The organism is Hydrogenophaga sp., from assembly GCF_048549895.1.
In the GTDB taxonomy this organism is placed as follows: Bacteria; Pseudomonadota; Gammaproteobacteria; order Burkholderiales; family Burkholderiaceae_C; genus Hydrogenophaga.
In genome coordinates, this window is sequence record NZ_JBLYYB010000102.1 from 57,138 (window position 1) to 78,563 (window position 21,426).

Annotated in this window: 16 protein-coding genes and 1 pseudogene; 7 read left to right on the plus strand and 10 right to left on the minus strand. The window is 67.2% G+C overall.

What is annotated here, in order from left to right:
* Positions 1 to 48: 48 nt before the first annotated feature.
* A complete protein-coding gene (locus ACN4F8_RS10820; protein ID WP_419473624.1) occupies positions 49 to 1,323 on the minus strand; it encodes a peptidoglycan DD-metalloendopeptidase family protein in 1,275 nt (424 codons plus the stop codon).
* Between the two features lie 281 nt (positions 1,324 to 1,604).
* Here ACN4F8_RS10820 and tyrS point away from each other — a divergent pair, with 281 nt between their 5' ends.
* On the plus strand, positions 1,605 to 2,867 hold the full coding sequence (tyrS, locus tag ACN4F8_RS10825; protein WP_419473599.1) for a tyrosine--tRNA ligase: 1,263 nt from the start codon (positions 1,605 to 1,607) through the stop codon (positions 2,865 to 2,867).
* 55 nt (positions 2,868 to 2,922) lie between these two features.
* Here tyrS and ACN4F8_RS10830 read toward each other — a convergent pair whose 3' ends face one another.
* From ACN4F8_RS10830 to glgB, 6 genes are all read right to left on the minus strand, one after another.
* Positions 2,923 to 5,391 carry a glycogen/starch/alpha-glucan phosphorylase gene (locus ACN4F8_RS10830; RefSeq protein WP_419473600.1) on the minus strand — a complete coding sequence of 823 codons (2,469 nt, stop codon included), beginning with the start codon at positions 5,389 to 5,391 and terminating at the stop codon, positions 2,923 to 2,925.
* 62 nt (positions 5,392 to 5,453) lie between these two features.
* Entirely contained in the window at positions 5,454 to 6,962 is a 1,509-nt protein-coding gene (gene glgA / locus ACN4F8_RS10835; RefSeq protein ID WP_419473601.1) for a glycogen synthase GlgA, read from the minus strand.
* Positions 6,959 to 8,218 carry a glucose-1-phosphate adenylyltransferase gene (gene glgC, locus ACN4F8_RS10840; protein WP_419473602.1) on the minus strand — a complete coding sequence of 420 codons (1,260 nt, stop codon included), beginning with the start codon at positions 8,216 to 8,218 and terminating at the stop codon, positions 6,959 to 6,961. Before glgC ends, glgA begins: the two co-directional genes overlap by 4 nt.
* A gap of 87 nt (positions 8,219 to 8,305) precedes the next feature.
* Complete coding sequence (malQ, locus tag ACN4F8_RS10845; protein WP_419473603.1) at positions 8,306 to 9,811, minus strand: 4-alpha-glucanotransferase; 1,506 nt, start codon at positions 9,809 to 9,811, stop codon at positions 8,306 to 8,308.
* Positions 9,808 to 11,967 (minus strand): glycogen debranching protein GlgX, encoded by a 2,160-nt coding sequence (glgX, locus tag ACN4F8_RS10850; protein ID WP_419473604.1) that lies wholly within the window; start codon positions 11,965 to 11,967, stop codon positions 9,808 to 9,810. Before glgX ends, malQ begins: the two co-directional genes overlap by 4 nt.
* Positions 11,967 to 13,907 (minus strand): 1,4-alpha-glucan branching protein GlgB, encoded by a 1,941-nt coding sequence (gene glgB, locus ACN4F8_RS10855; RefSeq protein ID WP_419473605.1) that lies wholly within the window; start codon positions 13,905 to 13,907, stop codon positions 11,967 to 11,969. Before glgB ends, glgX begins: the two co-directional genes overlap by 1 nt.
* Positions 13,908 to 13,968: 61 nt before the next feature.
* Here glgB and ACN4F8_RS10860 point away from each other — a divergent pair.
* Positions 13,969 to 14,888, plus strand: a pseudogene (locus tag ACN4F8_RS10860) (cation diffusion facilitator family transporter).
* A gap of 82 nt (positions 14,889 to 14,970) precedes the next feature.
* Complete coding sequence (gene dtd / locus ACN4F8_RS10865; protein ID WP_419473606.1) at positions 14,971 to 15,414, plus strand: D-aminoacyl-tRNA deacylase; 444 nt, start codon at positions 14,971 to 14,973, stop codon at positions 15,412 to 15,414.
* 89 nt (positions 15,415 to 15,503) lie between these two features.
* Here the strand turns inward: dtd and ybeY are convergent, their stop codons facing one another.
* From ybeY to ACN4F8_RS10880, 3 genes are read right to left on the minus strand one after another with little or no spacing between them, the layout of a single operon-like run.
* Positions 15,504 to 15,959: an rRNA maturation RNase YbeY gene (gene ybeY, locus ACN4F8_RS10870; protein ID WP_419473607.1), complete on the minus strand. Its 456-nt coding sequence runs from the start codon at positions 15,957 to 15,959 to the stop codon at positions 15,504 to 15,506.
* Positions 15,959 to 16,360: an MliC family protein gene (locus tag ACN4F8_RS10875; RefSeq protein WP_419473608.1), complete on the minus strand. Its 402-nt coding sequence runs from the start codon at positions 16,358 to 16,360 to the stop codon at positions 15,959 to 15,961. The genes ybeY and ACN4F8_RS10875 overlap by 1 nt, the downstream gene beginning before the upstream one ends.
* A gap of 10 nt (positions 16,361 to 16,370) precedes the next feature.
* The gene (locus ACN4F8_RS10880) at positions 16,371 to 17,351 is read right to left on the minus strand and encodes a PhoH family protein (RefSeq protein ID WP_419473609.1); all 981 of its coding nucleotides are present in this window, start codon (positions 17,349 to 17,351) and stop codon (positions 16,371 to 16,373) included.
* 35 nt (positions 17,352 to 17,386) lie between these two features.
* Here ACN4F8_RS10880 and ruvA point away from each other — a divergent pair, with 35 nt between their 5' ends.
* From ruvA to ACN4F8_RS10900, 4 genes are all read left to right on the plus strand, one after another.
* Complete coding sequence (ruvA, locus tag ACN4F8_RS10885; RefSeq protein WP_419473610.1) at positions 17,387 to 17,965, plus strand: Holliday junction branch migration protein RuvA; 579 nt, start codon at positions 17,387 to 17,389, stop codon at positions 17,963 to 17,965.
* A 3-nt stretch (positions 17,966 to 17,968) separates the two neighbouring features.
* Entirely contained in the window at positions 17,969 to 19,027 is a 1,059-nt protein-coding gene (gene ruvB, locus ACN4F8_RS10890) for a Holliday junction branch migration DNA helicase RuvB (protein ID WP_419473611.1), read from the plus strand.
* A gap of 13 nt (positions 19,028 to 19,040) precedes the next feature.
* The gene (locus tag ACN4F8_RS10895; protein WP_419473612.1) at positions 19,041 to 20,060 is read left to right on the plus strand and encodes an SPOR domain-containing protein; all 1,020 of its coding nucleotides are present in this window, start codon (positions 19,041 to 19,043) and stop codon (positions 20,058 to 20,060) included.
* Between the two features lie 210 nt (positions 20,061 to 20,270).
* Positions 20,271 to 21,404: a 3-deoxy-7-phosphoheptulonate synthase gene (locus ACN4F8_RS10900; protein WP_419473613.1), complete on the plus strand. Its 1,134-nt coding sequence runs from the start codon at positions 20,271 to 20,273 to the stop codon at positions 21,402 to 21,404.
* Positions 21,405 to 21,426: the final 22 nt, after the last annotated feature.

Genomic DNA, 21,426 nt, shown 5'->3' on the forward strand with positions numbered 1-21,426 from the left:
AAAGGGGAGCCTTCAAGCTCCCCTTTTTTGTTTCTGCGGCGTGCCGTTTTATTCGGCGCTGGCCTGTTGAACGCTGGCGGCGGCGTTGAGTTGCACCCGCTGGATCTGGGCCACGGCATCGAAGCGGGCGCGGGCGGCCGGGTTGATCGGGATGGACTCGCTCTGACGCGCGATGACCAGAGGATCCTGATGAACACCGTTGTCGCGGAACTCGAAATGCAGATGCGGGCCGGTGGAGGCGCCCGTGGAGCCCACGGCACCGATCCAGTCACCCTGGCTGACCTTCTGGCCCTGGCGCACCCCAATGCGGCTCAGGTGAGCAAACACCGTGGTCTGGTTGCTGCGGTGGCGGATGTAGATCACGTTGCCGTAACCGCGCTGCACGCCGGCGAACTCGACCACGCCGTCACCGATGGTGCGCACGGGCGTGCCGGTGGGGGCGGCGTAGTCCACGCCCAGGTGGGCCTTGCGGGTGCCGGAGATGGGGTGAAAGCGCATGCCGTAGCCGCTGCTCACGCGCGAGAACTCCAGCGGCGAGGAGAGGTAGAACTTGCGTGAGCTCTCACCGTTGAAGCCGTAGTAAGCGCCGCGCTGGCCGGGCTCTTCGAACCACACACCTTCGTGTTTGCGACCGTTGTTGACGAACTCGGCACTGAGCACGCGGCCGGTGCGCATGCTCTCGCCGTCGGCCTCCAGGCTTTCATAGACCACGCTGAAGCGATCGCCCTGGCGCAGGTCGCGGCGGAAGTCGATGTCGCTGGAGAACATTTCGGCCACCTGCACGGCGACCGGGTCGGGGATGTTGGCGGCGTCGGTGGCGGCAAACAGCGAACTGCGGATCACGCCACTGGCCAGGCGTGCTGAGGCGGTGAGCTCGCCGGTTTCGACGCGCGATTTGAAGCCTTCGGGCGTGTTCTCGATCACCAAGCGGTTGAACTGGCGGTCGTCGCTGGCGATCCAGCGCGAGGTCAGGCGTTGCAGTTCCTGGCGGTCGTTGGTCTCCACGCTCACCAGGCGGCCACCACGGCCTTGCAGCAGCTGGCGGGCGGTGGCGTCGGTGCGCAGGAAACCTTGGGCTTCGGTGTCCACCACACCCAGGCGTTGCAGCAGGCTTTGGGCGGTGTCGTCGCGGCGCGTGACATCGCTGCGGAACAACACGAAGTCGTTGGCGGAAGCGGCCAGCACGCTGGGCACTTCAAATGCGGGGAGAGTGAGGCTCTCAACGACCTGACGCACCGGGAGATCGGACGCATCGGGCGCGAGTGGTGCAATGCCAAAAGCGGTGACACCGGTGCCCAGCAGCAAAGCCCCTATACCGCCCATGATGCGGCGGGGATGGCGTGCGAGGCTTTGGCGTGTGGCGTCGGCGACCTGGGTCAATGAAAGGAGCAGCGAGCGGATCAAAATCGGTGTTTCCTGGAAAAGAGTCCAACGGTCTGTTGGATGGGACACACAGGCTGAGAGGCCAGGGCGGAACAAGTTCACACGAATTGCGCCGGGGCGATGAGCCGGGTCCAGTGTCTGCAAAAAGCGGGCCAACTAAAATCCGTCACTCGGCGCGCAGTATAGCCAGCGCCCTGTAGTCCGCATCTCAAAAAACGCTTATGAATTCCAGCACCCACGCATCACAAAGTACTCACCCGAACCATCCCGTTGAGGGCGTACTGACAGACGGTGTCAAAGAAGCCTTGAGCGTGACACTTCGGGGGTGTGAAGAATTGATCCCGCAGGCCGACTGGATCAAAAAATTGTCACAGTCCGAGAAGAGCGGGCAGCCGCTGCGCATCAAGTTGGGGCTGGATCCCACCGCGCCCGACATCCACATTGGCCACACCGTGGTGCTCAACAAGATGCGGCAGCTGCAGGACCTGGGGCACCAGGTCATCTTTTTGATCGGCGACTTCACCAGCCTCATCGGCGACCCCTCAGGCCGCAACAACACCCGCCCGCCACTGACCACCGAACAGATCCAGGCCAACGCCGAGACTTACTACAAGCAGGCCAGCCTGGTGCTGGACCCGGCCAGAACCGAGATTCGCTACAACAGCGAATGGAGCCTGCCGCTGGGCTCGATGGGCATGATCCAGCTGGCGGCCAAGTACACGGTGGCGCGCATGATGGAGCGCAACGATTTCCACGACCGCTTCAAGGCCGGCACACCGATCAGCGTGCACGAGTTCCTCTACCCGTTGATGCAGGGCTACGACTCGGTGGCGCTCAAGAGCGACCTGGAGCTGGGTGGCACGGACCAGAAGTTCAACCTGCTGATGGGCCGCCACCTGCAGGCCGAGTACGGCCAGGAGCCGCAGTGCATCCTGACCATGCCGCTGCTCGAAGGCCTGGACGGCGTGGACAAGATGTCCAAGAGCAAGAACAACTACATCGGCATCACCGAACCGGCGAACTCGATGTTTGCGAAGGTGCTGAGCATCTCGGACACGCTGATGTGGCGCTGGTACACGCTGTTGTCGTTCCAGTCGCTGGCACACATCGAAGCGTTGAAGCAGGCGATTGCCGATGGAGCGAATCCGAAGGACGCGAAGGTGGCGCTGGCCAAGGAAATCACCACGCGTTTTCACAGCAAGGCTGCGGCCGATACGGCGGAGCAGGACTTCATCAACCGCAGCAAGGGCGGTGTGCCGGACGAGATCCCCGAGGTGTCTTTGCCGGGCGCGCCGCTGGGTATCGGGTCGTTGCTCAAGTCTTCAGGGCTGGCGCCGTCCACCAGCGAGGCCAACCGGTTGATCGAGGGTGGTGGTGTGCGTGTGGATGGGGCCGTGATCAGCGACAAGGGTTTGAAGCTGCCTGCCGGTACGTATGTGGTGCAGGTGGGGAAGCGGAAATTTGCTCGGGTTCTTCTCGGCTGAAAGTGTTTCGTTCACTGACCTCGCGGGTTTGGAGCGGCATCGCGCTCTGAACAACTCAGGGAAACAGCGGCTTCACGTTCCAGATCTCGCTGGCGTACTCGCGGATGGTGCGGTCCGACGAGAAGGCGCCCATGCCGGCCACGTTCAGAACCGCGTGGCGCGTCCACTCGTCCGGGGTGCGGTAAAGCGCATCCACCTTGTGCTGCGTGGCGAGGTAGTCGGTGTAGTCGGCCAGCAGCAGGTAGTAGTCGGACTCCAGCAGCGTGCGCGTGATGTCGTGAAAACGCCCGGGCTCCTCGGGGCTGAAGGCGCCCTCGGCGATGCGGTCGATGGCGGTCTTGAGGTCGTAGTTGTGGTCGTAGTAGCGGCGCGGGTTGTAGCCGCTCGCGCGCAGGGCCGCCACCTGCTCGGTGCGGTGGCCGAAGATGAAGATGTGCTCCAGCCCCACGTGTTCGGCGATCTCGATGTTGGCGCCGTCCCAGGTGCCGATGGTCAGCGCACCGTTGAGCGCGAACTTCATGTTGCCCGTGCCCGAGGCCTCGGTGCCGGCGGTGGAAATCTGCTCGGAAAGATCGGCCGCGGGAATGATGATTTCGGCCAGCGACACCCGGTAGTTGGGGATGAACACCACCTTGAGCTTGTCGCCCACGCGCTTGTCGTGGTTGACCACACGCGCCACGTCGTTGATGAGCTTGATCACCAGCTTGGCCATGAAATACGCCGAGGCCGCCTTGCCGGCAAACACCACCGTGCGCGGCACCCAGTCGGCGTGCGGGTGCGCCAGGATCTGCTGGTAACGCGTGACCACGTGCAACACGTTGAGCAACTGCCGCTTGTATTCGTGCATGCGTTTGATCTGCACATCGAACAGGCTGGCCGGGTTCACGATCACACCGGTCTCGGCGGCGATGCGTTCGGCCAGGCGGTGCTTGTTCTGTGCCTTCGCCGCCTGGAAGGCGCTGACGAATTCGGGGTCGGTGGCCAGCGGGCGCAGCTGCTCCAGCTCGTCGAGGTTGCGCCGCCAGGTGGTGCCGATGCGCGCGTCGATCAGGCTGGCCAGCGGCCGGTTGGCCTGCGAGAGCCAGCGCCGCGGCGTGATGCCGTTGGTCTTGTTGCAGAAACGTTCGGGGTAGAGCCGCGCGAAGTCGGCAAAGATGGTCTGCACCATCAGCTGGCTGTGCAGGGCCGACACGCCGTTGACCTTGTGGCTGGCCAGCACCGAGAGGTAGGCCATGCGCACGCGGCGCTGGCCGCGTTCGTCGATCAATGACACGCGGCGCAGCAGGTCGTTCTCACCCGGAAAACGCTCGTGCACCTCGGCCAGAAAGATCGCGTTCAGGTCGTAAATGATGCGCAGGTGGCGCGGCAGCAAGCGACCCAGCAGCTCCACCGGCCAGGTCTCCAGCGCTTCCTGCATGAGCGTGTGGTTGGTGTAGCTGAAGACTTTTTGGCAGATGCTCCAGGCGGTGTCCCACTCCAGGCCCTGTTCGTCCACCAGCAGGCGCATGAGTTCGGGCACGGCCAGTGCGGGGTGGGTGTCGTTGAGGTGGATCGCCACGCGGTCGGCGAACAGCTCGAAGTTGCCCTGGTGTTTGAGGAAGCGGCGCACGATGTCCTGCAGCGAAGCGCTGACGAAGAAGTACTCCTGGCGCAGCCGCAGCTCCTTGCCGTGCTCGGTGCTGTCGTCGGGGTAGAGCACGCGCGAGACGTTTTCCGATTCGTTCTTGGCCTCCACCGCGCGCATGTAGTCGCCTTTGTTGAAGGCGTCGAGGTTGATGCCGCTGGTGGCGCGCGCGGTCCACAGCCGCATGGTGGCCACGCTGCTGAGTTCGTGGCCGGGCACGCCGGTGTCGTAGGCGGTGGCGATCACGTCGTCGGTCTCCACCCAGCGCACCTGCTCGTCGGCCTGCACCAGGCGCCCGCCGAACTGCACCGTGTAGCTGAACTCCGGGCGCATGAATTCCCAGGGGTTGCCGTTGACCAGCCAGTAGTCGGGCTCTTCGATCTGGCGACCGTCCACGATGCGCTGCGCGAACATGCCGTAGTCGTAGCGGATGCCGTAGCCCATGCCCGGAATGCCCACCGTGGCCATGGAGTCCAGAAAACACGCCGCCAGCCGCCCCAGGCCGCCGTTGCCCAGACCGGCGTCGGCCTCCAGATCGATCAGCGAATCGAAGTCGACCCCGAGCTGGGTGCAGGCGGTGCGCGCGTCGTCCAGGATGCCCACCGACAGCAAGGCGTTGGTGAGCGCGCGCCCGGTGAGGAACTCCATGGAGAGGTAGTACACGCGCTTGGCGTCGCTGTCCTGCGAGGTGGCCAGGGTCTCGCGCCAGCGGTGCATCATGCGGTCGCGCACGGCGTGGAACAAGGCGAACAGCCAGTCGCGCCGGGTGGCCGAGCGCGGGTCGCGGCCGACCGAATAGACCAGGCGGTTGGCGATCGACTTGCGCAGGGCGTCCACGCCGTTGTCGAGGTGGTCGTATTCGAACGCGACGGGGTCCGAGGATAGCGGTGTGTCAGGCATGGCGTTGGGGCGTGTGTGTTGGTGGCTGAATAGCTGAAGCAATAAGCGTGCTGATGCCGCGCTCAGGCTGCCGCCGCCGAGCGGTAGACCGCCAGGTACTCGCCCGCCGCGCGCTCCCAGCCGAAGCGCAGCGCCATGGCGTGGCGCTGCACGGCGCGCCAGTCGGCCGGGCGGCGCTGCAGCGCAAAGGCGCGGCGCATGGCCGAGAGCAGGCTGTCCACGTCGAGTTCGTGGAAGACAAAACCGCTGGCGCTGCCGTCGTCCAGGTTCTCCAGGCTGCAGTCGACCACGGTGTCGGCGAGTCCCCCCACCGCGCGCACCAACGGCAGCGTGCCGTAGCGCAGGCCGTAGAGCTGGGTGAGGCCGCAGGGCTCGAAGCGCGAGGGCAACACAATCACGTCGGCCCCGGCGATCACGCTGTGCGCCAGCGCTTCGTCGTAGCCCACGGTGAGCGCCACCTGGCCGGGGTGGCGCTGCGCGCAGTCGCGCAAGGCCTGTTCGATGGCCGCGTCGCCGGAGCCCAGCACCGCGAGTTGCCCGCCACGACCCACCAGTTCGTCCACTACCGCGGGCAGCAGGTGCAGGCCTTTTTGTTCGGTGAGGCGGCTCACCACCGAAAACAGCAATGCATCGGGCCGGGACTTCAGACCCATGCGCGCTTGCAGCCGGGCCTTGGCCTGGGCCTTGCCCTGCAGGTGGTCGGCATCGAACCCGGGTTGCACCAGCGGGTCGGTTTGTGGGTTCCACACCGCGTCGTCCACGCCGTTCAAGATGCCGTGCAACTGCGCCTCGCGCTGGCGCAGCACGCCGTCCAGCCCGCAGCCTTGTTCGACCCCGGTGATCTCGCGCGCATAGGTCGGGCTCACGGTGGTGATGGCGTCGCTGTACTTCAACCCGGCTTTCATGAAGCTGATCTGGCCGTGAAACTCCAGCCCTTGCAGGTGAAAGAGCGCATCGGGCAGGCCCAGGCGCGGGCGCAGGCCGGCGTTGAACACGCCCTGGTAGGCCAGGTTGTGGATGGTGAACACGCTGGCCGGGCGGTGCTCGGCGGTGCGGGCGAGTTCGTGCAGGTAGGCGAACGCCAGACCGGTGTGCCAGTCGTGGCCGTGCACCACATCGGGCAGCCAGGGGGTGTCCAGCCCGGAGCCCAGGAGGGCCGCGGCCCAGCCCAGCCAGGCGAACTGCTCGGCGCTGTCGGGCCAGGGCCGGCCGTGTTCGTCCAGGTAGGGGTTGCCGCCGCGCTCGTACAGGCCGGGCGCGTGCAGCAGCCACACGGGCATGCCGCTGTCGGTGATGCGCCCGGCGCGCAGCCACGGCGTGGGGCCGTGGGCGCTGGCGGGTTGTGGACCGAGACCGGCGGGCAGACCACTGCTGCCGCCGGCCGGCACCAGCAGCGTGGGGCCTTCGGGCGTGACGCCCGCCACCACGCTCGGGAAGGCGGGCAACAGCAGGCGCACGTCGGCGCCCAGGGCTTTCAAAGCCGGGGGCAGGCCTGCGCTCACATCGGCCAGCCCGCCGGTCTTGAGCAGCGGGAAGACTTCGGAACAGACGTAAAGAACTTTCAGGGTCATTCGAGTTTTTCCAGCATTGCGCGGGTCACCAGCACGACGCCACTCGGCGTGCGGAAAAAGCGGCGCGTGTCATCGGCTGCGTCCACACCGATCTTCATGCCGGGCGGAATCACGCAGCCGTTGTCGACCACCACCTTGTGCAGTTCGCAGCCGCGCCCGATGTCGACCTCGGGCAGGATCACCGATTCTTCGACCGTCGCGTACGAGTGCACCCGCACGCGGGAGAACAGCACCGAGCGGCGCACCAGCGCGCCCGAGATGATGCAGCCGCCCGAGACCAGCGAGTCCACCGCGCAGCCGCGGCGTCCGTCGTCGTCGAACACGAACTTGGCCGGTGGCAACTGCTCCTGGTAGGTCCAGATCGGCCACTCGCGGTCGTACATGTCGAGCTCGGGAATGGTGTTGGTGAGGTCGAGGTTGGCGGCCCAGTAGGCGTCGATCGTGCCCACGTCGCGCCAGTAGGCCGGTGCGTCGGGCGAGCTCTTCACGCACGACAGGCCGAACGGGTGGGCCACCGCATCGCCCGCCGCCACCATGGCCGGGATGATGTCCTTGCCGAAGTCGCGGCTGGAGCCGGGGGTGCTCGCATCGCGTTTCAAAGCTTCAAACAGGTGCTCGGTGTTGAACACGTACACGCCCATGCTGGCCAGCGCTGTGTCGGGCTTGCCGGGCATGTGCGGCGGCTTTGCGGGCTTTTCCAGGAAATGCACGATGTTGCGCTCGGCGTCGATGTCCATCACGCCGAAGGCGGTGGCCTCGGCCAGCGGCACCTCGATGCAGGCCACCGTGCACTTCTTGCCCAGCGCCACGTGGTCGGCGATCAGGCTGGCGTAGTCCATTTTGTAGATGTGGTCGCCCGCGAGCACCAGGATGTACTCGGGCTTGTGCGCGCGCAGGATGTCCAGGTTCTGGTAAACCGCGTCCGCCGTGCCGAGGTACCAGCTCTCGTCGTCCATGCGCTGCTGGGCCGGCAGGAGGTCGATGAACTCGTTGAACTCGTTGCGCAAAAAGCTCCAGCCGCGCTGCAGGTGGCGCAGCAGGCTATGCGACTTGTACTGTGTGAGCACGCCGATGCGGCGCACGCCCGAGTTCAGGCAGTTGGAGAGCGCGAAATCGACGATGCGGAACTTGCCGCCGAAGTACACCGCCGGTTTGGAGCGCCGGTCGGTCAGCGCGTGCAGGCGCGAGCCGCGCCCGCCCGCGAGCACCAGGGCAATGGTGCGTCGGGCCAGTTGCTGGGGGGATGTCTTTTCCATGCTTGTCTCCGTGGGTTGTGGGCGGGTGCGTCTTGGTGCGCACTGACTCGATGGATCGTGACGGGATCGCGTGAACAGACCGTTTGACTAGGGTATTCGGCCGTGTGCGCGCGTCATGGCGAGCAGGCGCTCGGCGGGGCGGTGATCGATCTGGCGCCAGTCGAAGCGCCATTCCCAGCAGCCGGTGGCCTGCCCGGGGGTGTTCATGCGGTGTTTGCCGTCCAGGCCCACCACGTCCTGGAACGGCAGCACCAGGGTGTTGGCCACCGACTGCGAGAGCGCGGTGATCAGCGTCCAGTGCGGCTCGGTGTCCACGGCCGGGCCGAGGTAGGCGCGCGCGGCGGCCTTGTCGTGCGCAGACGCGGCGCGCCACCAGCCCAGGGTGGTGTCGTTGTCGTGCGTGCCGGTGTAGGCCACGCAGTTGCGCTCCAGGTTGTGCGGCAGGTAGGGGTTGGCCGCGTCGCCACCAAAGGCGAATTGCAGGATGCGCATGCCCGGAAAACCGCAGGCCTCGCGCAGTGCTGTGACCTCGGGTGTGATGAGGCCCAGGTCTTCCGCAATGATGGCCAGCGGGCCCAGCTCTTCCTGCAAGGCCACAAACAGCGGCAGGCCCGGGCCGCTCTGCCATTGCCCGGCCACCGCCGTGGGCTCACTGGCCGGGATTTCCCAGTGCGCCTCGAAGCCGCGAAAGTGGTCCAGCCGCACCACGTCGACCTGCTGGAACAGGTGGGCCACGCGGTCCTTCCACCAGCGGTAGCCGCTGCTCGCCATCACCGGCCAGTTGTAGAGCGGGTTGCCCCAGCGTTGTCCGGTGGCGCTGAAGTAGTCGGGCGGCACGCCGGCCACCACCTCGGGCTCGAAGTCGTCGCCCAGCAAAAACTGGTTCGTGTGCGCCCACACGTCGGCGCTGTGGTGCGCCACGAAGATCGGCGCATCGCCCACCATCTGCACGCCGCGGCTGCGCGCGTAGTCGCGCAGCGCCTGCCACTGCACCCAGAAACGCCACTGCACGAACTGCCAGAACCCCAGCGCCTTGGGCGAGTGCTGGCGCACCTCGTCGAGCGCTGCGGGGTCGCGCCGGGCCAGCGGCGCGGGCCACTGCGGCCAGCTGCCGATGTGGCGCTCGCTCAGCACCATGAAGAGCGCGTAGTCGTCGAGCCAGTGCGCGTGTTCGGTGCAGAAATCGGCCAGCGCGGCGCGGCAGTCGTCGCTGGCGCGCTGGCTGAAGCCGTCCCAGGCCTTGCGCAGGCAGGCCATGCGCCAGGGCGCCACGCGGGTGAAGTCGCAGCGGTGGTGGTCGAAGCCTTGCGTGGGCATCCAGGGCAACCAGCCCATCTGCACCAGGTCGTCCAGATCGACCATGAGCGGGCTGCCGGCGAAGGCCGACACGCTCTGGTAGGGGGAGTTGCCCGGCCCGGCCGGCGAGAGCGGCAGGATCTGCCACATCGACTGCCCGGCCGAGGCCAGCCAGTCCACGAAGTGGCGCGCGCCGATGCCGAGGTCGCCCGAGCCGTTGGGGCCGGGCAGGCTGGTGATGTGCAGCAGCACACCGCTGGTGCGGCGCGAGAGGACCGGGTGGAGGGCGGTGTTCATGGCGGGGTGCCTCGGGATGCATGCAAACCCTGGACCAGCACCCACACGCTGGCCTCGTGCAGCGGCAGGTGACCATTGACCGTGTCGCCGGTCTCACCCGGCAGCACCACCTGCGCGCCCGCGCTGTTGAGCAACACGTCCCATTCGCCAGGTGGCAAGTGCAGCTGGCAGCGGCCATGGTCGGCGTGCCAGACCAGCAGCAGGCGCTCCTGCGGCGGTGCGTCGCCTTCCCCCACGGTCACCAGGGCGGTGAGCGTGTGGCGGTCGCGGGCCTGCCAGGCCTCAGGCCGCAGGGGCTGGCCGTCGGTGTCGAGCCAGGCGATGTCGTCGCCCACGCCTTCGAACCAGCGCGCGTGGCGCAGGCCGGGGTGCTGTGCTCTCAATGCCGCGAGGCGGGCCACGAAGCCGGCGAGTTCGGCATCGGCGTTGGACCAGTCCAGCCAGGTCGTGGCGTTGTCCTGGCAGTAGCTGTTGTTGTTGCCCTGCTGGCTGTGGCCGAGTTCGTCACCGGCCAGCAGCTGCGGTGTGCCCTGCGCGCAGAACAGCGTGGCCAGCAGCGCGCGGCGCCACAGGCCGCGGCGGTGCAGCACCACCGGGTCGTCGGTGGTGCCTTCCACTCCGCCGTTGGCGCTGAGGTTGTGGCCGTGGCCGTCGCGGTTGTCTTCGCCGTTGGCGGCGTTGTGCTTGTGCTGGTGGGCGGTGAGGTCGGCGAGGTTGAAGCCGTCGTGCGCGGTCACCATGTTCACGCTGGCGGTGGGCAGGCGGCCACGCTGGTGGAACACGTCGCCGCTGGCGCACACCCGCGTGGCAAGTTCACCGCGCGTGCCGTGGTGGCCGAGCCAGAAGGCGCGCACGCCGTCGCGGAAGCGGTCGTTCCACTCCATCCAGCCGGCCTCGAAGCCGCCCAGGTGGTAACCGTTCGGTCCCACGTCCCAAGGCTCGGCGATGAGGCGCACCTGACGCAGCACCGGGTCGTGCGCCATGGCACTCAGCAAGGCACTGCGCGGGTTGAAGGCGTGACCGAGCGCGGCGTCGCGGCCCAGCGAGACCGCGAGGTCAAAGCGGAAGCCGTCCACGCCGAAGGCCTGCACCCACCAGCGCAGGCTGTCCAGCACCCACTGCTGCACGCGCGGTTCGCTGAACGCCAGGCTGTTGCCGGTGCCGCTGAAGTTGTGCGGCACGCCGTGCTCGCCCATGGCGTACCAGCGGTTCTGGCCCAGGCCGCGCCAGGAAAGCGTGGGTCCGTTGAGGTCGCTTTCAGCCGTGTGGTTGAACACCACGTCGAGCACCACCTCGATGCCCGCGCGGTGCAGGGTGTCGACCATGTGGCGGAACTCGTTGCGCACGGCGGTGGTGTCGTCGGCCAGGACGGGGTCCTTTCCACCGGTGGCCGCGGCGTAGGCCGGTTCGGGCGAGAACGCGTTGAGCGTGTTGTAGCCCCAGTGGTTGCTCAGGCCCCGCGCGATCAGGTGGCGCTCGCTGATGTGCTGGTGCACCGGCAGCAGGCACACGGTGGTGATGCCCAGGCCTTGCAGGTGCTGCACCACGGCGGGGTGGGCCAGGGCAGCGCAGGTGCCGCGTTGGTGGTCGGGCACCTCGGGGTGCAGGCGGGTGAGGGCCTTCGCATGCGCCTCGTAGATCACCACGCGGTCGGCGGCGATGGCGGGTCTTGGTGCGATGGCCAGGCCTGCGGCCAGCTCGGCCTGCGCATCCACCACCACACAGCGCGGCATGTGGGCGGCGTTGTCTGCCGGGTCGGGCTGGTGCTCGCTCCAGGCCTGGGTGGGGTGCAGCAGGTCGGCGCAGGTGTGGCCGGTCTGCAGGGCCAGGCGTTCGGTGTTGCCGACCAGGGCCAGCGCCCAGGGGTCTAGCAGCAGGCGCGCGGGGTTGAAGCGGTGGCCGGCTTCGGGTGCCCACGGGCCGCTGGCGCGCAGGCCATAGAGCTGACCGGCGCCCACACCGGGCACGAAGGCCGCCCACACGCCGTCGCCCACGGGCTGCAGCGCCACGCGCCGGTGTTCGGCCAGGGCGCCGGGTTCGAACAGGCAGACGTCCACACCGTGGGCGTCGGGTGCCCAGACGGAGAAGTGCACGCCGTCGACGCCGCCTTGGGAGCGCAAATGCGCGCCCAGCGCAGGAACAGCGCAAGGAAGCATCAATCCACCTCGGGTTGGAGCCACAAAACGGCAAGCGGTGGCAGCGTGAACGCAGCCGACCAGCGCTGGCCGTGCTGCGCCAGGTCGTCGGCCAGCGCACGACCGTGGTTGCCCACGTTGCTGCCGCCGTAGTGGCTGGAGTCGGTGTTGAGGCGCTCGCGCCAGTGCCCACCGTGCGGCAGGCCCACGCGGTAGCCGTGGCGCACCATGGGCGTGAGGTTGGCGATCACCACCACCGTGTCTTCGAGCGCGTGGCCGTAGCGGGCGAAGGCCAGCACCGAGTGGTCGGCGTCGTCCACCACCAGCCACTGGAAGCTGTAGGGATCGGTGTCGCGTGCGAAGAGGGCTGGCGCGCTGCGGTAGACGTGGTTGAGGTCGCGCACGAGGTGCTGCACCCCGGCGTGCGCCGGGTCGTCCAACAACCGCCAGGGCAGCTCGGCGTCGTGATCCCACTCGGTGGACGGAGCGAGTTCGGCGCCCATGAAGAGCAGCTTCTTGCCCGGGTGCGCGTACATCCAGGCGTAGAGCGCGCGCAGGTTGGCCAGTTGTTGCCAGCGGTCGCCGGCCATCTTGTTCAGCAGCGAACCCTTGCCGTGCACCACCTCGTCGTGCGAGAGCGGCAGCACATAGTCTTCGGTGTGCGCGTACATCATCGCGAAGGTCATCTTGTGGTGGTGCCAGCGCCGGTGGATCGGGTCGAGCGCAAAGTACGACAGCGTGTCGTGCATCCAGCCCATGTTCCATTTGTGGTCGAAGCCCAGGCCGCCTTCGGCCACGGGGCCGGTCACGCGCGGGAAGGCGGTGGATTCTTCGGCCAGGGTGGTGGCGCGGGGCGCCTCCTGGTGCAGCACCTCGTGCACCTCGCGCAGGAAAGCGATGGCTTCCAGGTTTTCGCGCCCGCCGTGTTCGTTGGGCACCCACTCGCCGGCCGGGCGGCTGTAGTCGCGGTACAGCATGGAGGCCACCGCGTCCACCCGCAGGCCGTCGATGCCGTACTGCTCGACCCAGAACAGCGCGTTGCCCACCAGGAAGTTGCGCACCTCGAAGCGGCCGAAGTTGTAGATGAGGGTGTTCCAGTCGCGGTGGAAACCTTCGCGCGGGTCGGCGTGTTCGTAGAGTGCCGTGCCGTCGAAGCGGGCCAGCGCGTGTTCGTCGGTGGGAAAGTGGGCGGGCACCCAGTCCAGGATGATCTTGAGACCGGCGGCGTGCGCGGCCTGCACGAAGCGGCGGAATGATTCGGGCGAGCCGTGGCGGGCGGTGGGCGCGTACAGGCCGGTGGGCTGGTAGCCCCACGAGGCGTAGAACGGGTGCTCGCTCACCGGCATCAGTTCGAGGTGGGTGAAGCCCATGTCCACCGCGTAGGGCACGAGGTGGGTGGTGAGGTCGTCCCAGGTCGGCACGGTGTGCGGCCCGTCGGGCCGGCGCCAGGAACCCGCGTGCACCTCGTAGATGGCCATGGGCAAGTCGGGGCGTTCGTGTGCGGCGCCGCCGCGGTCGGCCGGTGCGCGCAGGGGCTCGCACACCCGCGCCGCGTTGCCTGGTGGCAGTTCGGTTTCGCGGGCGTAGGGGTCGGTCTTGAAGACGTGGCGCCCATCGCTGCCCTGCACTTCAAATTTGTACCAGTCGCCCACCGACGCGCCGGGCACGAACAGCTCCCACACGCCGCACTCGGGCCTCAGTCGCATGGGTTGTGCGCGCCACTGGTTGAAGTCGCCCACCAGGGCAACCAGACGCGCGTGCGGCGCCCACACGGCGAACGCGGTGCCAGCCTGTCCGTCCAGCGTGGTGGCGTGGGCGCCCAGCTTTTGCCAGGGCCGCAGGTGCTTGCCCTCGGCCAGCAGCCAGACATCGGTCTCGCCGAGCCAGAAGCTGGCGGTGGAGGGGGCGGCGGTGTGGGGTGAGGGCGGCTTGGTGGTCATGTTGGCGGTGGGTCGATCCATTCTGGCACCGCCCGCACGCCAACGAGACATTTCCTTCCAGGTGGTGGAAGACAATCACGGCATGACCCCCGCCCACGCCCGACTGCTCACACCCCAACGCCTGCTCATGGCCTCGGTGGTGGTGGCCCTGATGACCATCGCCCTCAAGACGGGCGCCTGGCTCATCACCGATTCGGTGGGGCTGTTGTCGGACGCGATGGAGTCGCTGGTGAACCTGGCCAGCGCGATCTTCGGCCTGGTGATGGTGACGATCGCGGCACGCCCGGCCGACGAGGATCACCCCTATGGCCACCACAAGGCCGAGTACTTCTCGTCGGGGTTTGAGGGCATCCTCATCATCGCCGCGGCGCTGGGCATCATCTGGGTTGCCGGGCACCGGCTGTTCGATCCGCAGCCGATCGAGCAGGTGGGCTGGGGTCTGGCGCTGTCGGTGCTGAGTTCTGCGCTCAACGGCTTGCTGGCCTGGGTCATGTTTCGCGCCGCGAAGGAGCACCGGTCGATCGCGCTCGAGGCCGACGCCAAACACCTTGTGACGGACGTGTGGACATCGGTGGGCGTGGTGGTGGGCATTGCGCTGGTGCACTTCACCGGCTGGCTCTGGCTCGACCCGCTGGTGGCCATGGGGGTGGCGGCCAACATCCTGAAAGAGGGCTTCCACCTGCTGTGGCGCTCGTCGCAGGGGCTGATGGACGAGGCGGTGGAGCCCGAGGTGATGGCCGCCATCCAGCAGACGCTGGAGGCCTGTGTGGCCGCCAACGGTGGGGCCGGCGTCATCCGCTTCGACCATGTGAGCACGCGCCGTGCCGGTCAGCGGCGGTTCGTGGACCTGCACATGCACATGCCGGCGTGGGGCAGGCTGCTGCGGTGCGCGGCCGGGTGGAGCGCTCACTCATGAGCGCCGTGCCGGGGCTGCGCGCAACCATCCAGTTGCTGCCCAGCGATGTGGAAGCGCACATTGACGACGAAAAGGATCTGATATGAAGCCCCCACGCTCCTCACTGCGTGTGTCGCTGCCCCCCGAGGGGGCGCACCGCGGCCTTCGGGCGGCCGGGCGGCCGCGGTCATGATCTCGCTGCTGCAGCGCGTGAGCGAAGCCCGCGTCGAGATTGCCGGGGAGGTTGTGGCGCACATCGGACCAGGCCTGCTGGTGCTGCTGTGCGCCGAGCCCGACGACACCGAGGCCGTGGGCGAGAAACTGCTCGCCAAGATCCTGAAGTTGCGCATCTTCAGTGATGCCGCCGGCAAGATGAACCTGAGCGTGCAGGACATCGCAGGCGGCTTGTTGATCGTGAGCCAGTTCACCCTGGCGGCCGACATGAAGAGCGGCAACCGGCCCGGCTTCACCGGGGCAGCGCCGCCCGCGTTGGGCGAGGCGCTTTACGACGCGTTTGTGAAATCGGCGCGCGCTGCGCACCCGGTGGTGCAGACGGGCCGCTTTGGCGCCGACATGAAAGTGCACCTGGTCAACGACGGGCCGGTGACCATCCCGCTGCGCATAGGGGCCTGACAATATTTCCGTTCGGGCTGAGCTTGTCGAAGCCCTCGCCCATCCGCACCGCGTGAGCCCTTCGACAGGCTCAGGGCGAACGGCGTCGGTCAGGCGTAAGGATCCGGCTGGCCGAGTCCGCGAAGGATCTGGGTCTCACGCGCTTCCATCTCTTCGGCATCCGCCTCGCTGGTCTCGTGGTCCCAGCCCTGCGCGTGCAGCGTGCCGTGCACCAGCAGGTGCGCGTAGTGCTCGGCCAGCGGCTTCTTCAGCTCGGCCGCTTCGCGCGCCACCACCGGCGCGCACAGCACCAGATCGGCCATCACCATCGGTTCGGTGGCGTAGTCGAAGGTCAACACATTGGTGGCGTAGTCCTTGCCCCGGTAGTCGCGGTTGAGCGCCTGGCCTTCTTCGGCGTCGACGATGCGCACGGTGATCTCGGCGTCCGCATCGAGCGCGTGGCGGATGCAGCGCACCACGGTGTGGCGCGGCAGCGCGGCGCGGTGGGTGGCGGCGTCCAGCAGGTCGCCGAACTGCAGCGAGAGGGTGAGGTTGGGCAGGGTCATCAGCGTTTGGCCGGTTGGGCGAAGCAGTTGGCCAGCAGCGTCTGCTCCTGCGCCGTGTGGTCGGCCGCCAGGAAACTCAGCTCGCCTTTCATGCCTTGCGTGTACCAGCGCAGGCTGTTCTGTTCGTCGAGTGCAATGAAGCGCACGCCGGTGGTGGCGCGGCGGCCTTGCAGCATCACCGTGCGGCCGTTGAAGTGCAGGGCGGCAAAGGCATTGCCGCCGCTCAGGTTCAGATAGACCAGTTCGATTTCGGTGCCGCCGTCGCAGCGGTACTGCACCGCCTGGCTGCTGAACATCAGGGAGGGGGTTGCGGCTGCAGAAGGGCTGTCCTGCGCGAGTGCGGCCACCGGCAGCAGTGCCAGCAGACCGCTGACCACGGAGGTGATGAATCTCGGATGCATGGAGGGGTCTTCAGGCGGTTTTGCGGCGCGCGCGTTTGGCCGGCGCCGCGTCTTCCACGTGCGGCGTGCGCGCGTCGTACGCGTCCACGATGCGTGCCACCAGCGGGTGACGCACCACGTCGGCGCTGGACAGGCGCGTGATCGCGATGCCCTGCACACGCTTGAGCACCCGCTCGGCGTCGATCAGGCCGCTGAGTTCGGTGCGCGGCAGGTCGATCTGGCTCACGTCGCCGGTGATCACGGCCTTGGCGCCGAAGCCGATGCGGGTGAGGAACATCTTCATCTGCTCGACCGTGGTGTTCTGTGCTTCGTCCAGGATCACGAAAGCGTGGTTGAGCGTGCGCCCGCGCATGAAGGCCAGCGGCGCAATTTCAATCTGCTGCCGCTCGAAGGCCTTCTGCACCTTGTCGGCACCCATCAGGTCGTAGAGCGCGTCGTACAGGGGGCGCAAGTATGGGTCCACCTTCTGGCCGAGGTCGCCCGGCAGGAAGCCGAGCTTTTCACCGGCCTCAACGGCAGGACGCGTGAGCACGATGCGCTGCACCGCGCTGCGCTCCAGCGCGTCCACCGCGCAGGCCACGGCGAGATACGTCTTGCCGGTGCCGGCCGGGCCGATGCCGAAGGTGATGTCGTGCGTGGCCATGTTCTCCAAATAGCGGGCCTGGTTGGGCGTGCGCCCGCGCACCTCGCCGCGTCGCGTCTGCATGGCCAGGGCACCGTCGCCCGGGTCGGCCAGCGCGGTGTCGCCGCTGAGCATGAGCTGCACCTGCTCGGGCGGAATCGGCTTCTTCGCCATCTCGTACATGGCCTGCAAGGTTTCCAGCGCCTGGTTCACCTTGGGTTTGGTGCCCTCGATGCGGAACTGCTCGAAACGGTGCGCCACCTTCACGTTCAAGGCCGCCTCGATGCTGCGGATGTGGGTGTCCAGGGGGCCGCAGAGGTGACCCATGCGGACGTTGTCGGGCGGGGAGAAGGTGTGTCTGAGAATCAAGCCGATAATCCAGTGAACCAAGGAAGCAGCGCCCAATGATAGGCAAGTTGACCGGCACCCTGCTGGAGAAAAACCCACCCCAGATCCTGCTGGACTGCCACGGCGTCGGTTACGAGGTCGATGTGCCGATGAGCACGTTCTACAACCTGCCCGGCACCGGTGAGAAAGTGGCCCTGCTCACCCATTTTGTGGTGCGCGAGGACGCCCAGATTCTCTACGGCTTCGCCACATCGGCCGAGCGTGAGGCTTTTCGCCAGCTCATCAAGATCAGCGGCGTGGGCCCGCGCACCGCACTCTCGGTGCTCTCGGGCATGAGCGTGGGCGACCTGGCCCAGGCCATCAGCGCACAGGACAGCGGCCGCATCATCAAGGTGCCCGGCATCGGCAAGAAGACCGCCGAGCGCCTGCTGCTCGAACTCAAGGGCAAGCTCGGTGCCGACCTCAACCTCACTGGCGGCGGCCCGGCCCAGAGCGACGTGCAAAGCGACATCCAGCAGGCCCTGATGGCGCTGGGCTACAGCGACAAGGACGCCGCTGCCGCCTTGAAGCCTCTGCCTGCTGACGTGGGCGTGAGCGAAGGCATCAAGCTGGCGCTCAAAGCACTGGCCAAATAAAAGATGAGCATCCAGACCGACGACTTCGCCCCCGCGCCGCGCATGGTGTCTGCAGCGCCGGCTTCGCCCAAGGAAGAGGCGATCGAGCGTGCGCTGCGGCCCAAGCTGCTCGACGAGTACGTGGGCCAGGTCAAGGTGCGCGAGCAGCTCGAAATCTTCATCGGCGCGGCGAAGAAGCGCAACGAGGCGCTGGACCACGTGCTGCTGTTCGGCCCGCCGGGCCTGGGCAAGACCACGCTCTCGCACATCATTGCGCAGGAACTCGGTGTGAACCTGCGCCAGACCAGCGGGCCGGTGCTGGAAAAGCCCAAGGACCTCGCCGCGCTGCTGACCAACCTCGAAGCCAACGACGTGCTGTTCATCGACGAGATCCACCGGCTCAGCCCGGTCGTCGAGGAAATCCTGTACCCCGCGCTGGAGGACTACCAGATCGACATCATGATCGGCGAAGGCCCAGCGGCACGCAGCATCAAGCTGGACCTGCAGCCCTTCACCCTGGTGGGCGCGACCACCCGCGCCGGCATGCTCACCAACCCGCTGCGCGATCGCTTCGGCATCGTGGCGCGGCTGGAGTTCTACAACTCGGAAGAGCTGGGCCGCATCGTCAAGCGCAGCGCCGGCCTGTTGAATGCGCCCATGGACGAAGAAGGGGGCTTCGAGATCGCGCGCCGCTCGCGCGGCACGCCACGCATCGCCAACCGCCTGCTGCGCCGGGTTCGCGACTTCGCCGAGGTGAAGGGCACGGGCACCATCACGAAAGACATTGCCAACCGCGCGCTCGCCATGCTCGACGTGGACCCGCAGGGCTTCGACCTGATGGACCGCAAGCTGCTGGAGGCCGTGATTCACCGCTTCGACGGTGGGCCGGTGGGGCTGGACAACATTGCGGCCAGCATCGGCGAGGAGCGCGACACGATCGAAGACGTGATCGAGCCTTACCTGATCCAGCAAGGCTTTTTGCAGCGCACGCCGCGTGGGCGCATCGCCACGCTGGCGGCCTACCGGCACCTGGGCGTGGCCCCACCCGTGTCGGACAACGGGCTGTTTGCGCCCGGCAGCTGAAGGCCAGACGCGCATGACGACGCCGCCCGATCAACCATCCATCCTCGGGTCGTTGCCGGGTGCCGTGCACAACGCGTCGGAGAGCGCCACCACCGCGCTGTACCGGGCTGCTCTCGGGCCAGTGAACATCCACCGCTACTTGCCGGTGTTCGTGCGCTTCGACGAGGACGGCCGTGCCGGCCCCAGCTGGAACTGGGCCGCGGCCCTGCTGACGCTGAACTGGCTGGTGTTCCGTCAGCTCTGGGGCACCGCCCTGGTGTACGTGGCGGCTGTGGAAGGCCTGGTGGTTCTGGTGTTGGGACTGGGGCGTGGCTGGCTGGCCAGGCCGTCGCTGGCAGAGTGGGGATTTCTGGGCGCGATCTGTGTGTTGAGTTGCCTGGTTCCGGGGCTGTATGGAAACGCCTGGCTGCACGCCGACGCGCGCCGACGCATGACGCGTGCCGTGCGCGAGGCCAAGACAGTGCGTGAAGCCTGTGCCGCCCTCGCACGGCGCGCCAGCGGCCGCAGGCGCCTGCTGGGTCTGGTGGTGATCAACGGGGTGTTGGTGATCGCCGCGGTCAGCACTTGCTGGAGCTTGTCCCGTTGGGTGCCCGACCGGCCATTGCAAGCGGAGCCGATCGTGCTGGTGCCGGAGGTGGTCGCACCTGTCGAGCCCTCACCGGCCGTTCCGCAAGCGGCTGCCACGCCTGTGCCAGAGTCTCCATCGGTCCCTGCAGAACCTGCGACCGATCCCGTGCCTGAACCCGTGCCTGTGCCAGCACTTGTGCCACCCCCCGAGCCCGCCGCCGTGGAGCCGGCTCGCACCGCAGGTTTCGCCATCAATGTCGGGCTGTTCGCCGACGCGGGCAACGCCGACCGTGTGCTGACGCGGCTGCTGGATGCCGGCCTGCCGGCTTACATACAGGTGGTCGACTCGCCCAACGGACAGCGAACCCGCGTGCGGGTGGGCCCGTTCGCCAGCCGTGCCCTGGCCGACAGCGCAGCCGCCCGTATCCGCGCGCTCGGACTGGACGCGGTGGTGTTCCGGTCGTAAGCCCAGTATCAGCAGCCCTGTGCTACATTGCCAACCCATGCAAGCGCGTAACTTCTTTGCCTTTTATTTTTGGTTCTCTGTCCCTGGCGGACGAGAGGCGAGGCTGTAAGCGCATCACCGAATCTCGATCAAACCGCCGGAGCCCTCAGCCCGGCGGTTTTTTTTCGACCTTGTTTCCCCACCCGCAACACCAGTCCCAGGAGTCCCGTGATGACCGCGAAACATGCCCCCGCCAGCAGCAACGCCTGGCACACCCGTTCGATCGACAAGACCAGCCAGACCGACGACGAACGCATCAAGGACATCACCGTGTTGCCTCCCCCTGAACACCTGATCCGCTTTTTCCCCATTGGCGGCACGCCGGTGGAGACGCTGATCAGCCAGACCCGCCAGCGCATCCACAACATCCTGCACGGCAAGGACGACCGCCTGTTGGTGATCATCGGCCCGTGCTCCATTCACGACCCGGTCGCTGCGGTGGACTATGCGCGCCGCCTCAAGCCCTTGCGCGAAAAGTACGCTGACACCCTGGAGATCGTGATGCGCGTGTATTTCGAGAAGCCGCGCACCACCGTGGGCTGGAAGGGGCTGATCAACGACCCCTACCTCGACGAGAGCTACCGCATCGACGAAGGCCTGCGCATCGCGCGCCAGTTGCTGATCGAGATCAACCGCCTGGGCTTGCCCGCTGGCAGCGAATTCCTCGACGTGATTTCCCCGCAGTACATCGGGGACCTCATTTCCTGGGGTGCCATCGGCGCGCGCACCACCGAAAGCCAGGTGCACCGCGAGCTGGCCTCGGGCCTGTCGGCCCCCATCGGCTTCAAGAACGGCACCGACGGCAACATCAAAATCGCGACCGACGCGATCCAGGCCGCCTCGCGTGGTCACCACTTCCTCTCGGTGCACAAGAACGGCCAGGTGGCGATCGTGCAGACCAACGGCAACAAGGACTGCCACGTGATCCTGCGCGGCGGCAAGGCGCCCAACTTTGATGCCGCCAGCGTGGCCGCGTCGGTGAAGGAACTCGAATCCGCCAAGCTGCCTCCGCGCCTGATGGTGGACTGCAGCCACGCCAACAGCAGCAAGCAGCACGAGAAACAGCTGGAGGTGGCGCGCGACATCGCCGGCCAGATCACCGGCGGCTCGCGCAGCATCTTCGGCGTGATGATCGAGAGCCACATTGAAGCCGGCGCGCAGAAGTTCACTCCCGGCAAAGACGACGTGGGCGCGCTCCAGTACGGCCAGAGCATCACCGACGCCTGCCTGGGCTGGGGCGATTCGTTGCAGGCACTTGATGTGTTGTCCAGCGCAGTGAAGACCGCGCGCCAGGCCAAGGCCTGAACGGGCTGCGGGCTTTCACGGG

Bases quoted from the DNA above. Each gene is read 5' to 3' on its own strand.
- ACN4F8_RS10820 (WP_419473624.1), bottom strand. From the start codon at position 1,323: ATGGGCGGTATAGGGGCTTTGCTGCTGGGCACCGGTGTCACCGCTTTT.
- tyrS (WP_419473599.1), top strand. From the start codon at position 1,605: ATGAATTCCAGCACCCACGCATCACAAAGTACTCACCCGAACCATCCC.
- ACN4F8_RS10830 (WP_419473600.1), bottom strand. From the start codon at position 5,391: ATGCCTGACACACCGCTATCCTCGGACCCCGTCGCGTTCGAATACGAC.
- glgA (WP_419473601.1), bottom strand. From the start codon at position 6,962: ATGACCCTGAAAGTTCTTTACGTCTGTTCCGAAGTCTTCCCGCTGCTC.
- glgC (WP_419473602.1), bottom strand. From the start codon at position 8,218: ATGGAAAAGACATCCCCCCAGCAACTGGCCCGACGCACCATTGCCCTG.
- malQ (WP_419473603.1), bottom strand. From the start codon at position 9,811: ATGAACACCGCCCTCCACCCGGTCCTCTCGCGCCGCACCAGCGGTGTG.
- glgX (WP_419473604.1), bottom strand. From the start codon at position 11,967: ATGCTTCCTTGCGCTGTTCCTGCGCTGGGCGCGCATTTGCGCTCCCAA.
- glgB (WP_419473605.1), bottom strand. From the start codon at position 13,907: ATGGATCGACCCACCGCCAACATGACCACCAAGCCGCCCTCACCCCAC.
- dtd (WP_419473606.1), top strand. From the start codon at position 14,971: ATGATCTCGCTGCTGCAGCGCGTGAGCGAAGCCCGCGTCGAGATTGCC.
- ybeY (WP_419473607.1), bottom strand. From the start codon at position 15,959: ATGACCCTGCCCAACCTCACCCTCTCGCTGCAGTTCGGCGACCTGCTG.
- ACN4F8_RS10875 (WP_419473608.1), bottom strand. From the start codon at position 16,360: ATGCATCCGAGATTCATCACCTCCGTGGTCAGCGGTCTGCTGGCACTG.
- ruvA (WP_419473610.1), top strand. From the start codon at position 17,387: ATGATAGGCAAGTTGACCGGCACCCTGCTGGAGAAAAACCCACCCCAG.
- ruvB (WP_419473611.1), top strand. From the start codon at position 17,969: ATGAGCATCCAGACCGACGACTTCGCCCCCGCGCCGCGCATGGTGTCT.
- ACN4F8_RS10895 (WP_419473612.1), top strand. From the start codon at position 19,041: ATGACGACGCCGCCCGATCAACCATCCATCCTCGGGTCGTTGCCGGGT.
- ACN4F8_RS10900 (WP_419473613.1), top strand. From the start codon at position 20,271: ATGACCGCGAAACATGCCCCCGCCAGCAGCAACGCCTGGCACACCCGT.